Genomic DNA, 14,693 nt, shown 5'->3' on the forward strand with positions numbered 1-14,693 from the left:
GCGCCGCAGTGTGGGATGTGGCGTCGTCCTCGCCGTCGCGTTTTCCCGGTGCATGGCGGCCTTGCCGGATGACCAGGCATCCGGCAAAAGGTGCTATTCTCCATGTCTTTGCAAGGACGGCGTCGCCCTGACGCCGTTGTCGGCAGCGACCGGATCTTGCTTTCACGGCAGTACTCTACGAGCAAGCAATGACCCAGACCGCTTCCGCCGCGCCCGGCGCCAACCGCTTCGCCGGCAAGCTGCCGCCATTCCAGCGCCAGGCGCTGTGCGCCGCCCTGGCCATCGCGGTGCTGACTGCGCTCCTGATGCCGATCGCGGCCACCAAGTGGCCGGCCATTCCTTCCTTCCTGCCGGCCTACCAGACGGCGATCATCGGCGCGTATTCGGTGGCAGCCTACCTGCTGTACGGATATTTCAGGCAGATCGGCACCCATGCCATCCTGTACTTGTGGGGCGGTTCGGTGTACACGGCGGCGATCCTGACGGCCCAGTTCCTGTCGGTGCCCGGCGCTTTCGTCCCCGGCACCCGCTTGCTGGGCGGCGGGCAGACGACGAGCTGGCTGTGGTTCTTCTGGCACCTGAGCGCAACCGGCATGCTGTTCTGCTACGCGCTGTCCGAGCTGCGCGCGCCAGGGCGGGTCTCCGCTGACCGCGGCGCCGCCTTCCGCCGCTGCCTGGCCTGGACGGCCGCGGCCGTGCTGGCCACGCTGGCCGGCGTGACCACCTTCGAACCGCTGTTGCCGGTGGTTGACATCGCGGGCGACTTCAACCGCATCACCCACAGCGGCTATGCCCCCTTCATCCAGGCCGTGATCATGGCGGCGATCGCGATGCTGTGGCGTGCGACCCGCTTCCAGACCCCGATCAGCGCCTGGATCGGCGTGGCCATGGTGGCGCTGGCCTTCGACAATGCGATCACGATGGCGGGCGGCACCCGCCTGTCGGTCGGCTGGTACATCGGACGTGTCAATGCGCTGGTGGCGGCGCTGGTGATGCTGGGCCTGTACCTGAAGGAAGTAAACCGGGTCTACCTGCGCGCCGCCCAGCATGCGCAATTGCTGGCGCAGGCCAACGAACGCCTGGCCAGCGAACACGCTCGTCTGTTGAGCCTGTTCGAGCAGGCGCCGGGCTTCGTCGCCGTGCTCGGCGACGACGAATGCCACCTGCAGATCGTGAATGCCGCCTTCGGGCGCCTGGTCGGCAAGCGCGCGCTGGTCGGCCTGCCGATCCGCAAGGCCTTGCCCGAGCTGGAAGGGCAAGGCTGGTTCGACTGTCTCGACGAGGTCGTCCGCAGCAAGCAGCCCCAGGTGGTCAGCGGCATGAAGCTGAACCTGCGCCGGGGGCCGGGCGGCAGCGCCGAGGAACGCGTGATCGACGTGCTGTTCCAGCCGAACATCGGTGCCGACGGGGACTTGGCAGGGGTCTTCATCCAGGGCCAGGACGTGACCGAACAGTACCTGGCGCGGGTCGAGCTCGAGCGCCACGGCAGCCGCCTGGAAAGCCTGGTGCTGGAACGCACGCGCTCGCTGGAAGAAACGCAGGCGGCGCTGATGCATGCGCAAAAGCTCGAGGCGATCGGCAAGCTGACCGGCGGCGTCGCCCACGATTTCAATAACGTGCTGCACATCATCAACGGCAACGTCGACCTGATCAAGATGCTCAGCGCGGCCAACCCCAAGGTGCAGGAGCGCTGCCAGTCCGCGCAGACAGCGGTGCGGCGCGGCGCCAAGCTGTCGGCCCAGCTGCTCGCCTTCGCCCGCAAGCAGCCGCTGCAGCCGGCGCCCTTGCAATTGGGCGAGGTGCTGACCGGCATCGACCTGCTCCTGAAGCGGGCCGTCGGCGAGCGCGTCGAGATGCGCTTCGAGATCGCGCCCGATGCATGGAATGTCGAGGCCGATCCGCAACAGCTGGAAAACGTGATCCTGAACCTCGTCCTGAACGCCAGCGATGCGATGCCCGAGGGCGGCAGCCTGATGGCCAGCGTGACCAACACCCTGCATGAAGGCCTCGACTACGTCCGCTTGTCGCTGCGCGACAGCGGCATCGGCATGACGGACGAGGTCAAGGCACGTGCCTTCGAACCCTTCTTCTCGACCAAGGGCGTAGGGAAAGGCACCGGCCTGGGCCTGAGCATGGCCTATGGCTTCATCAAGCAGAGCGGCGGCCATATCGACATCGACAGCGTGCCGGAGCAGGGCACGACGGTGCATGTCCTGTTGCCGCGCACGAACGAAACAGTAACGGCGCGCAAGAGCGAGACGGCGGTACCCGTCACCGGCGGCAATGAGACCATCCTGGCGGTGGACGACGAGGCCGAGATCCTCGACAACGTCGCCGCCATGCTGACCCAGCTCGGCTACAAGGTGCTGACGGCCGCTAGCGCCGACGCCGCGGCCCGCCTGCTCGACGCCGAAACGCGCATCGACCTGCTGTTCACCGACGTCATCATGCCGGGCGAGATGAGCAGCACGGCATTGGCCGAGCATGCGCGGCGCCTTCATCCGGCCATCCGCGTGCTGTTCACCTCGGGCTATACGGAAAATGCCGTGATCGACAACGGCCGCCTGGCCGACGGCGTCAACCTGCTCAGCAAGCCGTATGCGCGCGAGGATCTGGCGGGCGCGGTGCGCGGCCTGCTGTCGAAAGCGGCCGCCGGGTAGCATGGCGCGCTACCCCGATGGCCATGTCACGCGCCTTTGCAGCCAGGCGCGCAAAGCCATGTGGCGGACAGCATACTGGCGGTTCGACAACACGCCGCCCGCCGCCGGGCCTGTCCACCATGAATAATTTCTTCCGAGCGCTGCTGCTGGCGCCGCTGTTCCACCTGCTTCCCGCGCTTGCCGCCGACGATGCCCTGGCTTCGCCTGCCGCCTGTCCCTGGCAGGACGACCTGAAACCGGTCTCCTTCACCCGGGTGCCGGGCCCTTTTACGCGCACCGTCGATACCGACGCCGGCAAGCAGTCGGTCTCCGTCGCGATGGGGCAGAGGGTGATGCTGGCCTATCCCGGCACCGACCCGTTCGTGAACCTCAAGCTGGAGCGCTCGGTCGCCGGACACTATGCCGCCGACAAGGCGGCGATCATGGCGCAGCTGCGCATGATCGAGCGGAAGGCGCCACCGGAGTCCGGCGACAGGGTGCAGCGTGTCGAACGCGGGCTCGAAGTCGTGGCGCTGAATAACCGCACCTTGACGCCCGGTGTCGTCAGCATGGTGGTGTGGTTCGACGATGTACATGGCGTCATCGCCACCGCCTACTTGCTGAACCAGAAACCGGAACGGCGCGCTTTCCAGAACTTCGAGGAATACGCCATCCTGCGCGACCGCTTTATCGGCGATTACACCGCCTGCATGGCCGCGGTGCGCGAGGCCGCCCCGCCGCCCGTCAATTAAGCGGGACGAAAAAAAGCCACGCGCCTCTCGGCAGCGTGGCTTTTGATTCAACGAGGCGCCGCGGCGCCTCATAACGCATTACAGCGCGTTCATTTCCTTCAGCAGGTTGTCGGCCTTGTCCACATGCTTCATGTTCCACAGCATGTAGCGCACGTCGACCTGGATGTCGCGGGTGTTGGCCGCATTGAAGTCCCAGTCCGAGATGATCGAGTCCAGGGTGCCGTCGAAGGCCAGGCCGATCAGTTCGCCGCGCTTGTTGAGTGCTGCCGAACCCGAGTTGCCGCCGGTGATGTCGAGCGTCGCCAGGTAGTTCACAGGCACGGTCTTCAGCGCCGGATCGACATACTTGCCGAAGTCCTTGGCCTTGATGGCGGCCAGCTGGGCGGCTGGGGCGTTGAACTCGCCTTCGCCGGTGTGCTTCGCAACGACACCCTTCACGGTGGTGAAGGCGGTCCACGAACCGGTGCCGTCGGCGCCGTGTTCACGGCCCATGATCTTGCCGAAGGTCACGCGCAGGGTGCCGTTGGCGTCCGGATAAACGGCCTGGCCCTTGCTGTTCATGTAGGCGATCTTGGCTTTCATGTAGCCCGAGTAGGCCTTCTGGATCTTGCCGCCCAGCTCTTCGCCCTTGGCTTCGTCCTTCAGGTCGGCGTCATACATGGCGACGGCAGCCTTGATGAAGCTGTCGTTGCTGGCCTTGAACTCGGCCGGGGTCTTCTTCAGCCAGGCGCTGCGCTCGTCCTTGTTGGCCAGCTTGGAACCGGCGTACATGGTGTCGATCGCGGCCTTCAGTTCGTCCTGGCTCATGCCCGAACGGATGCCCAAGGCCTTGTTGAAGGCGGTGTCCTGCTCTTTCGCCGGCTGGGCCAGGTACTTGGTCAGGAAGTGCAGCACCAGCGCCTTGTCGACCTTTTCGTCGTAGGTGCGATCCTGGCCGGTGATGACCGAGGTCATGCGCGCCATGTCGCGTTCCTGGTAGCCCGATTTACGTGCGGCGTCCGGCTTGGTGCGCTCGTTGGCCAGGCGGTACAGGGTACGTGCCGAGCTCAGGAAGCGTGGCTGGGCGTAACCCAGGTAGAAGCCTTCCTTGGTGCTGTTGTCGCGCTCGGCGATCAGCTTTTCCACGGCGTCGATGTCGCCCGCGAACTGCTTTTTACGAGCAGCGTCGGCGTTGACCCAGGCCTTCATCGCATTGTGTTCGGCGGTCTTGCGCTGCAGGAAATCGCTGTTCTCGTAGGAGGTCAGCATGCCCTTGCGGTTCTTGTAGTAGTTGTTGACGCCCGCGATCTGGCCAGCGTACTTCAGCTTGGCTGCCGGGTCGTTCTTGGTTTCGCGCTCGATGATGGCGAGCACGTCACCCGAGGCTTGCACGAAGGCCGGGTAGTTCCAGTCGAAGGTGTACTGCACTTCCGACGGCAGGCGGTGGCGGTTGGTGCGGCCTGGGTAGCCCAGCACCATGATGAAATCGCCTTCCTTCGAGCCTTCGGTGGCAATCTTCAGGTGGTGTTTCGGCACGTATGGGACGTTGTCGGCCGAGTAGTCGGCGGCCTTGCCGTCTTTCGAGACGTAGGCGCGGTAGAAACCGTAGTCGCCGGTGTGGCGTGGCCACATCCAGTTATCGGTGTCGCCGCCGAATTTACCGACGCCCGACGGTGGCGCGTGCACCAGGCGCACGTCGCGGATTTCCAGCTGTTTCAGGCGGTAGAACTCGAGGCCGCCGTAGTAGCTGGCCACGGTGCAGCGGTAGCCCGGCGTTTTTTCGCAGGCTGCAACCATTTCCTTCTGGTTCTTTTCGATCGCATCGATACGTGCCTTGCCGGTCAGCTTGGCGACCTTGGCGTCGATGATCTGGTCGGTGACGTTCGCCACTTCCTCGGTCACGAACACGCGGCTGCCTGGCGAGGCCGGCACTTCTTCACCCAGGGTCTTGGCCAGGAAACCGTTGGCCAGCAGGTCTTTCTGCGGCGTCGAGTTGACGGCAATGCTGTTGTAGACGCAGTGGTGGTTGGTGACCACCAGGCCCTGCGGCGAGACGAACGAGGCCGAGCAGCCGCCCAGGCTGACGATCGCGCCCATCGGGAATTCGGTCAGCTTGGTCAGGGTTGCCGGATCCAGCTCGAGGCCGGCGGCTTTCAGTTGCTGGGCTACTTGTGGCAGCTGCTGCGGCATCCACATGCCTTCGTCCGCGTGTGCGGCGAAGCTGGTCAGGATGGCCAGCGAGAGGAGAGTCTTTTTCATTCGCGATCGATCAGGATGGTTTCGGGAAAACGTCGGCTCCGGTGGAGCATCCCGAGAGTATCCGTAATCCCTTACCAGCTCGTCAACCGATATATTTCCGCCCCGCGCAGCGCCCGCGTGAACGGTATTTACAATTGCGAGCCGAACAGCGACGCGAATTCGCCGCTCAGCTTCTCCGTCCAGGAGCGATTGTTCCAGGCGGCCAGCGTCATGCGCCGCGCGCGCTTCCAGTCGTCCTCGAAAATGGCGACCTGGGCACGGGCGAAATCGGCGTCGAGCACGTTCAGGTTGGCCTCGTCATTGATGCTGAACGAGCGGTTGTCGAAGTTCGTCGAGCCGACCGAGACCATCAGCGCGTCAACCACCAGTGCTTTCACGTGGTACATGGTCGGCTGGTATTCGGCCATCTCGACGCCGGCTTTCAGCAAGTCGCCCCAGCGTTCGCGCGAGGCCAGGCGCACGATGCCCGCATCGATTTCCTTGCCCGGCAAGATGATGCGCACCTTGACGCCGCGTTTGGCGGCCGACGCCAGGGCGCGGATGGTCAGTTCGTCCGGCACGAAATACGAGGCCGACAAGTCGATCGAGGTGCGGGCGGCGGTGATCGCCATCAGGTACATCAGGTGCATGCTGGCGCTGCCGCCGGTCGGCGAGCTGGAGAACATCTGGGCCGGCATGCTGCCCACCGCCTTCAGGGGCGGGAAATACAGCGGGCCGTCGAGCACGACGCCGGTGGATTTCGTCCAGTTGTCGGTGAACACGGCCTGCATCTGGCCGACCACCGGGCCTTCGACGCGGAAATGGGTGTCGCGCCAGTGCTTTTCGTCCTGCGCATTGCCGCGCCACTGATCGGCGATGCCGACCCCGCCGGTAAAACCGACGCGGCCGTCGACGATCAGCAGCTTGCGGTGGGTACGGTTGTTCAAGCGCGCCAGCTTCCACCAGGCCGGCTTATGGTAGCGCTGCAATTGCACGCCGGCGTCGCGCATCTTTTGCATGGCCTCGTCCGTCATCTTCATGCTGCCGATGAAGTCGAGCATGACATGCACCTTGACCCCGGCGCGCGCGCGCTCGGCGAGGGCTGCGGAAAATTCCTCGCCGATCGATTCCGACCAGTAGATATAGGTTTCGAAGGTGATCGTTTCCTTGGCGCCGCGGATGGCGTCCAGCATGGCGGGAAAGATCCGGTCGCCGTTGACCAGGGCCTCGACCCGGTTGCCCTCGATGATGGGCGGGCCCAGCAGCACGCCCATCGAGCGCCGGAACTGGGCGTCGTGCACGTCGTACTGGCGCACGAGCTGGGTCTCGATCTGCTTTTCGCTCGGCATGAAATTGAGCGCCAGAAAGCCGGCAAACAATGTCAGCAGGCTGGTGACAATCGAAACGGTGACTTTACTGGCGCTCATAAGATTTTTTGGCAAAAAAAAACCAACGCGTGGAAGCGTTGGTTAGGTGGAGCAGTCCACTGATTAACGCACGCGGCCGCGACGCAGCAGGTTGACGATAGCCAGCAGGATGACAGCACCCAGGAACGAGACCAGCAGCGACGAAACGCTGAAGTCATCCGAATTGATTGTGCCCGTACCGAACAGTGGGGAGAGCAACCAGCCGCCCAGGAAGGCGCCGATGATACCGACCACGACGTTCAGAATCATGCCTTGCTCCGCATCGGTCTTCATGACCATGCTTGCGAGCCAGCCCAGGATACCACCGACGACGATCCAGATAATGAATAGCATTTTAGTTCCTCCTCATAGTAAAAAAAACCTACCCGAGGCCAATTGATTCCGGTGGCCATGTGAAAAAGTCTACAGATCGCCAACATCGCGGGTCGGTGCGGCAACGAACGTTAGACGACGAATCTGCAAATCGTGTTCCGCACCCCGTTTTTTCGCGATTTTGATTGCCGTCTGGAATGTCCCGAAGTGAGTGCGTCAGCGAACAGAAGGGCCTGACGGCGGGGCATATTGTTCGGCTACTGGCAACCCAATGTTGCAAGACCTGACCGCACTACGAACCTTTGAAAGGGATACATCATGAGCTACGATACGAATAAGCAAAATTCGCGCATGGTCACCGGCCTGTTCCCGGACCGCGCCAGCGCAGAACGCGCTTACAGCTCGGTCTCGGACCGTGGCTACAGCAAGGACGACGTCAACCTGATGATGTCGGACTCGACCCGCAAGACCCACTTCGGCGATACCGATACCGAACTGGGCAGCAAGGCCGCTGAAGGCGCCGGCATCGGCGCAGGCATCGGCGGCACCATCGGCGCCGTCCTGGCTGGCATCGCCGCCGTCGGCACCACCCTCGTGCTGCCAGGCTTCGGCCTGGTGGTCGCCGGCCCACTGGCCGCGGCCCTGGCCGGCGCCGGCGCGGGCGGCATCACCGGCGGCCTGATCGGCGCGCTGATCGGTGCAGGTATCCCTGAAGAACGCGCTAAACACTATGAAGAAGGCATCAAGGGCGGTGGCATCCTAATGGGCGTGAACGCCCGCAACGACGAAGACGCTGCCCACATCGAACGTTCGTGGACCGAACACGGCGGTTCGCACGTCATCGGTACCGGCGTCGGTGCTGTCGGCGGTGCGCTGGCTGGCGCCGCCATCGGTTCGGCTGCAGGCCCAGTCGGCACCATCGCCGGCGCCGCCATCGGTGGCGTCACCGGCGGCATGGCCGGCAAGGGCGTGGGCGAAGTCGTCAATCCGAAAACCGGTGACGACCTGAACGAACACCACCTGGCCAAGGGCGTCGGCGCCAGCGCCGGTGCGGCTACCGGTGCCGCGATCGGCGCCGTCGGCGGCCCGATCGGCATGGCGGCCGGTGCCGTCGTCGGCGGCCTGGCGGGCGGCGCAGCCGGCCGTGGCGCGGGCGAAGTCGTGAACCCGAAGGGCAACGACGAACTGGGCGACCATAACCTGGCGCAAGGCGTCGGTGGTGCCGGCGGTGCAGTCGCCGGCGCATCGATCGGTGCTGCAGCCGGCCCGGTCGGCATGGCAGCGGGCGCCGTGATCGGCGGCCTGGCGGGCGGTGCGGCCGGCAAGGGCGCAGGCGAAGTCATCAACTCGAAGCCGGAAGACGACCGCAGCGACCATAACCTGGCCAAGGGCGTGGGCGCCGGCGGCGGCGCGGCAGCGGGCGCCTCGATCGGCGCCGTCGGCGGCCCGCTCGGCGCGGTTGTCGGTGCGGGTGTGGGTGCGGCGATCGGCGGCATGGCCGGCAAGGGCGTCGGCGGCCTGGTCAACCCAGCGCAGGAAGACGAACACTGGCGCAACAACTACCAGACCGAGTCGCACTACACCCCGGGCTACACCTACGACGACTACCAGCCTGCATACGCGTTGGGCTATAACGGCAAGAGCCGTTACCCAGGCAGCTACGAGCAGAACGAGTCCTACCTGGCCGACGAGTGGAACACGACCAAGGGCAATTCGCGCCTGTCGTGGGAGCAGGCCAAGTCGGCCAGCCGTGCCGCTTGGCATAAGGTCGAGCGCGCCATCCCGGGCGACCTGGATCGTGACGGCCGTTAATTCAACGGTCTAGGTTCTACCAAGTAAAAAGCCCCGCTGCCGGAAGGTAGCGGGGCTTTTTTTATAGGGCCGACTTTTACTGCTTGACGGCTTCCACTTGAATCGCCAGTTTCACTTCCGGCGAGAAGTTCGGCAGGCCGAAGTTGATGCCGTAGTCGCTGCGCAGGAAGAAGCCGTGGGCATCGGCGCCGCAGACTTCGCGTTTCAGCATCGGGTGCTGGATGCACTTGAACTTGGCGATGTTCAGGGTCAGCGGTTTCGTCACGCCGTGCAGGGTGAAGTTGCCCTCGACGGCCACCAGGTTCTCGCCTTCGAAGCGCAGCTTGTTGCCTTTGAAAGTCGCAGTCGGGAACTGGGCGACATCGAAAATGTCCGGCTTCTTCGCATGCTCGTTCATCTTGGCGTGGCCGAAATCGACGCTGCTCATGTCGACGGTAATGTCGAAGCTGCCGGTCTTGGCGGCGCGGTCGAGCGTGATGGTGCCGTCGGTCTTGGTGAACTTGCCGCGCCAGACCGAGATGCCCATGTGGTCGGCTTCGAAACTCGGGTAGGTGTGGTTCGGTTCGATTTTATAGGTGTCGGCGGCGGCGAAGGCGAAGCCGGCGCTGGTGGCGAGGGTGGCGGCGATCAGGAGCTTGAGTTTCATGGGATTCCCTTGGTAAATAAAATTATTGGCCCGCAGTGACGCGGAACTTGATGACAACTTCATCGGCGACCATGCTCGTGTCTTTCCACTCGCCTTCGCCGATATTAAAAGCCAGCCGTTTGATCGGCAACTGTCCTTCGAATACTTGCTTGTTCGCTTCGCTCTTCACCGTCAACGGAAACTGCACGTCCGCGGTCTTGCCCTTGAGCGTGAGCTTGCCGGCCACGTTCAGCTTGCCCGGCCCGGCCGGCTTGATCGCGGTCGAGACGAAACTCGCTTTCGGGAACTGGGCCGTATTGAACCATTCCTTTTTCGCCACCTCGCGGTTGTACTCGGCGTCGCCCAGATCCATGCTGGCGGTCTGGATCTCGACCGTCGCTTTCGAGGCTTCGGGACGGGCGGCGTCGTAGTCGATCTGGGCCGTAAACGATTTGAACTTCGCTTCAACCGGCACGTTCATCTGCTTGAAGACAGCGGCCACGCTGCTCTTGGCCGGATCGGTTTTCAGCACGGCGGCGCCGGCGAAGGCGCTGGCAAACAGCGAGGCGAGGGCGAGTGCGCGCACGGGTTTCATTGAATTGATTCCTTATTTAGTCGAAAAGGGCAGCATGCGTCCCATGATGCCGTCGCGGTCGATCAGCAGGTGCTTGAAGGCGGCCAGCACGTGCAGCGCCACCAGGGCGGCCAGGCCCATATTCAGCCAGTAGTGCAGGGCGCCGAGCACGGGTTTCAGTACCGGATCGGCCTCGATCAGCGTCGGCAAGGGGAACAGGCCGAAATACACGACCGGCACGCCGGCGGCCAGGCTATAGAAATAGCCGGACAGCGGTACCGCGAACATCGCCACATACAGCAGGGCGTGCAGCGCATGGGCGGCGCGGCCCTCCCAGGCGGGCATGCTGCCGGGATAGGCAGGTGGGCGGCGGCGCAGGCGCCACAGCAGGCGCAAGGTGGCCAGCGCAAGCACGGTCACGCCGGCCCATTTATGCCATGAGAAATAGCGCAGCTTGGTCGGCGTCAGTCCCGGGATGTCGGTCATCACCAGGCCCAGCGTGAAGGTGCCGATGATCAGGAGCGCCAGCAGCCAGTGCAGGACGATCGCGGGAAGGGAATAACGCTGCATGGTTGCCGTCGCGTGTTAGTACTGATTAGAACTAAACTATAACAAAAAAGAATGGGCACCGCTCGTCAGCTGCATGTTTCTCTTCGTACACTAGCATGGTTTATTAAACGTGCACAGCAGGGGCGTGGGTGAATGTAAAATCGAAACAGGCGCAGATTCACAATGAAACGGCACACTGCCCCCAGTGAATCCGGCCAAAAAGAGCGCACAATAAAAACGGGCCAGCCCGTGTCGAGGAGTCGTATGCACAATTGTTCCCCAAGCCGCCCAAACCTGCGTGCGCTGGTTCTGCTGCTTGCCGCCGCGTTCGCGCAGCATGCCCATGCAGCCGATCCGCAAGGGGCCGACTTCGCCGACCTGTCGATCGAGGAGCTGGCAAACATCCAGGTGACCTCGGTGTCGAAACGGCCCGAGCGCCTGCTCGACGCGCCGGCCTCGGTGTTCGTCATCACGGGTGAGGACATCCGCCGCGCCGGCGCGCGCAGCCTGCCGGACGCGCTGCGCCTGGCGCCGAACCTGCACATCGGCCAGCTCAGCGGCAGTGGGTACTCTATCAGCGCGCGCGGCCTGAATGGATCGGGCAACAGCGCGCCGAACAAGCTGCTGGTGATGATCGACGGCCGCTCCGTGTATGCGCCGCTGTTCTCGGGTGTGTTCTGGGATCAGCAGGACGTGGTGCTGGAAGACGTCGAACGCATCGAGGTCATCAGCGGGCCCGGCGGCACGATGTGGGGTGTGAACGCGGTCAACGGGGTAATCAACATCACCACGCGCTCGGCGCACGCCACCCAGGGCAGCCTGGCCGTCGTGAGCAACGCCACCGATGGCGGCGGCCTGGCCTTCCGCCAGGGCGGCCGCGCAGGCGAGGCCAGCTGGCGCGTCTATGGCAAGGCATTTACGCTCGCGCACGGCGAGACGGCCGCGGGCGGGCGCGTCAACGATGCCTGGAACCAGGCGCAAGTCGGTTTCCGCGCCGACTGGGAGCGCGGCGACGACGTCTTCAGCCTGAACGGCAATGCCTACCGCGGCGAGCTCGAACAACCCGAGCCGGGCGCGATCTCCGTCACCGGCACCGCCCTGCGCCTGGGCGACATCGACACCCACGGCGCCAACCTGACGGGGCGTTGGGAACGCGTGCTGGCCGACGGCGGCCGCCTCAGCGTACAGGCCTATCTCGACCATACGCGGCGCCAGGTGCCGCCGACCTTCACCGAATCGCTGAATATCGCCGACCTGCAGTTCCAGCATTCGCTGCCGGCCTGGGGCGCGCATAGCCTGGTCTGGGGCGCCAACTACCGCCATAGCTGGGATCAGGTGACGAACAGCGAGATCATCGCCTTCCTGCCGCCGAAGGATCAACAGACCTGGGCCAGCCTGTTCGCCCAGGACGAGATCGCGCTGCGTCCCGACCTCAGCCTGACGCTCGGCGCCCGCATCGAACGCAACGATTACACCGGCAACGAACTGCTGCCGACCGCGCGCCTGTCCTGGCGCCTGACCCCGCGCCATGCGCTGTGGACGGCGCTCTCGCGCACCGTGCGCGCGCCGACCCGGCTCGACGTCGATGCTTTCATTCCCGGCCGCCCACCCTATCTGCTGCGCGGCGGCCAGCAAGTGCGGGCGGAAGTGGCCAAGGTGTTCGAACTCGGCTACCGCGGCCAGCCGCTCGCCGGGCTGTCGTATTCGGCCACGATCTTCCATAACGAGTACGACCACCTGCGCACCCAGGAGATCGACCCGACCCGCACCTTCCTTACCTTCGGCAGCCTGATGGAGGGGGACGCGACCGGCATCGAGATGTGGGGCAGCTACCAGCTGAGCGAGGCCTGGCGCATGTCGGCTGGCTACACGGCCCTGCGCGAGCGCCTGCGCCTGAAACCCGCCAGCAACGACGCCGCCGGGCCGGGCAATGCGGGCAAGGATCCCGACCACACGCTGCAGCTGCGCTCGCACTACAGCTTCGACGACCAGCGCGATCTCGAGGTCGGGCTGCGCAAGGTGGGCGCGCTCGAAAACCCGGCCGTGCCGTCCTACTGGGCGCTGGACGCGCGCTTCGGCTGGCGTTTGAACCGTCATCTGGAGTTGTCGCTGGTCGGGCGGAATTTGAACGGCAGCCATGGGGAGTATGGGCCGATGGCGACGCGGGCGGAGCTGGGGCGCGAGGTAGGCGTGAAACTCGTCTGGCAGCATTGATCTGGAACGGTCGCGTAACGTAGGGTGGGCATGCCCACGCGTGGCAAAGCGTGCGGACTACGTCCTGCGTTTCGACCGGGAGCCGTGCGTAACGCGTGGGCATGCCCACCCTACGTTACATAACCGCCGCGTCAATAAAAAGCCCGCGCCATATTCTGACGCGGGCTTTTTCATGAAGCACGAACCACTTAAATCTTCTTCGCCAACTCCGCCGCCAAGCCCGTGTAATTCGCCGGCGTCATCGCCAACATCAGCTCCTTAGCTTCCTGCGGCACCGCCAGCGTGCCGATGAACTCGCGCAGCGCTTCCTTGGTGATGCCCTTGCCGCGCGTGAGTTCCTTGAGCTGCTCATACGGATTCTCGATGCCGTAGCGGCGCATCACGGTTTGCACCGGCTCGGCCAGCACTTCCCAGTTCGCGTCCAGATCCTGTTCCAGGCGCGCCGCGTTCACTTCCAGCTTGTTCAGGCCGCGCAGGCAGCTGTCGTAGGCGAGCAGGGCGTAGCCGAAGCCGACGCCGATATTGCGCAGCACCGTCGAATCGGTCAGGTCGCGCTGCATGCGCGAGACCGGCAGCTTTTCTGCCATGTGGCGCAGCACGGCGTTGGCCAGACCCAGGTTGCCTTCCGAATTCTCGAAGTCGATCGGGTTGACTTTATGGGGCATGGTCGACGAACCGATCTCGCCGGCCTTCAGCTTCTGCTTGAAATAGCCCAGCGAAACATACGTCCAGATGTCGCGGTTCAGGTCGAGCAGGATGGTGTTGGCGCGCGCGATGGCGTCGAACATCTCGGCCATGTAGTCGTGCGGCTCAATTTGAATCGTGTACGGATTGAAGGTCAGGCCGAGGCGCGATTCGATCACGTCCTTCGAGAAGGCCGGCCAGTCGAAGCCCGGATAGGCCGACAGGTGGGCGTTATAGTTGCCGACCGCGCCGTTCATCTTGCCGAGGATCTCGACGTCGGCGATGCGCTTCACGGCGCGCTGCAGGCGGGCGACGACATTGGCGAATTCCTTGCCCAGGGTCGTCGGGCTGGCGGTCTGGCCGTGGGTGCGCGAGAGCATCGGCAGCGCCGCGTTGGTGTGGGCGATCTCGGTCAGCTTGGCGATGATGGCCTGCAGCGCCGGCAGCATGACGCCGTCGCGCGCGGCCTTGAGCATCATGCCGTGGCTGGTGTTGTTGATGTCTTCCGAAGTGCAGCCGAAGTGGATGAACTCGCTGGCTGCCACCAGTTCCGGCACGTCCTTGACTTGTTCCTTGAGCCAGTACTCGACCGCCTTGACGTCGTGATTCGTGACCGCTTCGATTTCCTTGATGCGGGCGGCGTCCTGCTCGCTGAAATTTGCCGCCAGCGCGTCGAGGTGAGCACTCGCTTCGTTCGAGAACGGCTTGATCTCGTCGAAGCCCGCCTGTGCCAGGGCCTGCAGCCAGGCGATCTCGACCTTTACCCGATGGTGCATGAAGCCGGCTTCGGACAGGATCGGACGCAGCTTGTCGGTCTTGGCGGCATAGCGGCCGTCCAGCGGCGACAGTGCCGACAGGGAGGAAAGTGGGGCGGTAGCGGTCATGGCG

11 protein-coding genes are annotated in these 14,693 nt (G+C 64.3%); 4 read left to right on the forward strand and 7 right to left on the reverse strand.

Annotation, left to right across the window (positions count from 1 at the left end; genetic code table 11):
• Positions 1-188 precede the first annotated feature (188 nt).
• Both ASF77_RS06800 and ASF77_RS06805 read left to right on the forward strand, forming a co-directional pair.
• The gene (locus ASF77_RS06800) at positions 189-2,660 is read left to right on the forward strand and encodes an MASE4 domain-containing protein (RefSeq protein ID WP_056336664.1); all 2,472 of its coding nucleotides are present in this window, start codon (positions 189-191) and stop codon (positions 2,658-2,660) included.
• A 119-nt stretch (positions 2,661-2,779) separates the two neighbouring features.
• The gene (locus tag ASF77_RS06805) at positions 2,780-3,391 is read left to right on the forward strand and encodes a hypothetical protein (RefSeq protein WP_056336667.1); all 612 of its coding nucleotides are present in this window, start codon (positions 2,780-2,782) and stop codon (positions 3,389-3,391) included.
• A gap of 78 nt (positions 3,392-3,469) precedes the next feature.
• Here the strand turns inward: ASF77_RS06805 and ASF77_RS06810 are convergent, their stop codons facing one another.
• The 3 genes from ASF77_RS06810 to ASF77_RS06820 form a co-directional block, all read right to left on the reverse strand.
• The gene (locus tag ASF77_RS06810; RefSeq protein WP_056336670.1) at positions 3,470-5,629 is read right to left on the reverse strand and encodes a S46 family peptidase; all 2,160 of its coding nucleotides are present in this window, start codon (positions 5,627-5,629) and stop codon (positions 3,470-3,472) included.
• Between the two features lie 128 nt (positions 5,630-5,757).
• Positions 5,758-7,035, reverse strand: a complete 1,278-nt coding sequence (locus ASF77_RS06815) for a phosphatidylserine/phosphatidylglycerophosphate/cardiolipin synthase family protein (protein ID WP_056336673.1) — start codon at positions 7,033-7,035, stop codon at positions 5,758-5,760.
• 63 nt (positions 7,036-7,098) lie between these two features.
• Positions 7,099-7,368: a GlsB/YeaQ/YmgE family stress response membrane protein gene (locus tag ASF77_RS06820; RefSeq protein WP_056336677.1), complete on the reverse strand. Its 270-nt coding sequence runs from the start codon at positions 7,366-7,368 to the stop codon at positions 7,099-7,101.
• A gap of 297 nt (positions 7,369-7,665) precedes the next feature.
• On the opposite strand from ASF77_RS06820, the gene ASF77_RS24840 reads away from it, so the two are divergent.
• Positions 7,666-9,159, forward strand: a complete 1,494-nt coding sequence (locus tag ASF77_RS24840; protein ID WP_229445294.1) for a hypothetical protein — start codon at positions 7,666-7,668, stop codon at positions 9,157-9,159.
• A gap of 76 nt (positions 9,160-9,235) precedes the next feature.
• On the opposite strand, the gene ASF77_RS06830 is transcribed toward ASF77_RS24840, so the two are convergent.
• The 3 genes from ASF77_RS06830 to ASF77_RS06840 are packed head-to-tail and all read right to left on the reverse strand — an operon-like array spanning position 9,236 to position 10,928.
• Positions 9,236-9,805, reverse strand: a complete 570-nt coding sequence (locus tag ASF77_RS06830; RefSeq protein WP_056336681.1) for a YceI family protein — start codon at positions 9,803-9,805, stop codon at positions 9,236-9,238.
• 22 nt (positions 9,806-9,827) lie between these two features.
• Positions 9,828-10,379: a YceI family protein gene (locus ASF77_RS06835; protein ID WP_056336685.1), complete on the reverse strand. Its 552-nt coding sequence runs from the start codon at positions 10,377-10,379 to the stop codon at positions 9,828-9,830.
• A gap of 12 nt (positions 10,380-10,391) precedes the next feature.
• The gene (locus ASF77_RS06840) at positions 10,392-10,928 is read right to left on the reverse strand and encodes a cytochrome b (RefSeq protein ID WP_056336688.1); all 537 of its coding nucleotides are present in this window, start codon (positions 10,926-10,928) and stop codon (positions 10,392-10,394) included.
• 243 nt (positions 10,929-11,171) lie between these two features.
• On the opposite strand from ASF77_RS06840, the gene ASF77_RS06845 reads away from it, so the two are divergent.
• Positions 11,172-13,121 carry a TonB-dependent siderophore receptor gene (locus tag ASF77_RS06845; RefSeq protein ID WP_082493621.1) on the forward strand — a complete coding sequence of 650 codons (1,950 nt, stop codon included), beginning with the start codon at positions 11,172-11,174 and terminating at the stop codon, positions 13,119-13,121.
• A gap of 188 nt (positions 13,122-13,309) precedes the next feature.
• Here ASF77_RS06845 and purB read toward each other — a convergent pair whose 3' ends face one another.
• Entirely contained in the window at positions 13,310-14,689 is a 1,380-nt protein-coding gene (gene purB, locus ASF77_RS06850; protein WP_056336691.1) for an adenylosuccinate lyase, read from the reverse strand.
• Positions 14,690-14,693 lie beyond the last annotated feature (4 nt).

The sequence above is a fragment of the Massilia sp. Leaf139 genome, assembly GCF_001424165.1.
GTDB lineage: Bacteria > Pseudomonadota > Gammaproteobacteria > Burkholderiales > Burkholderiaceae_D > Telluria.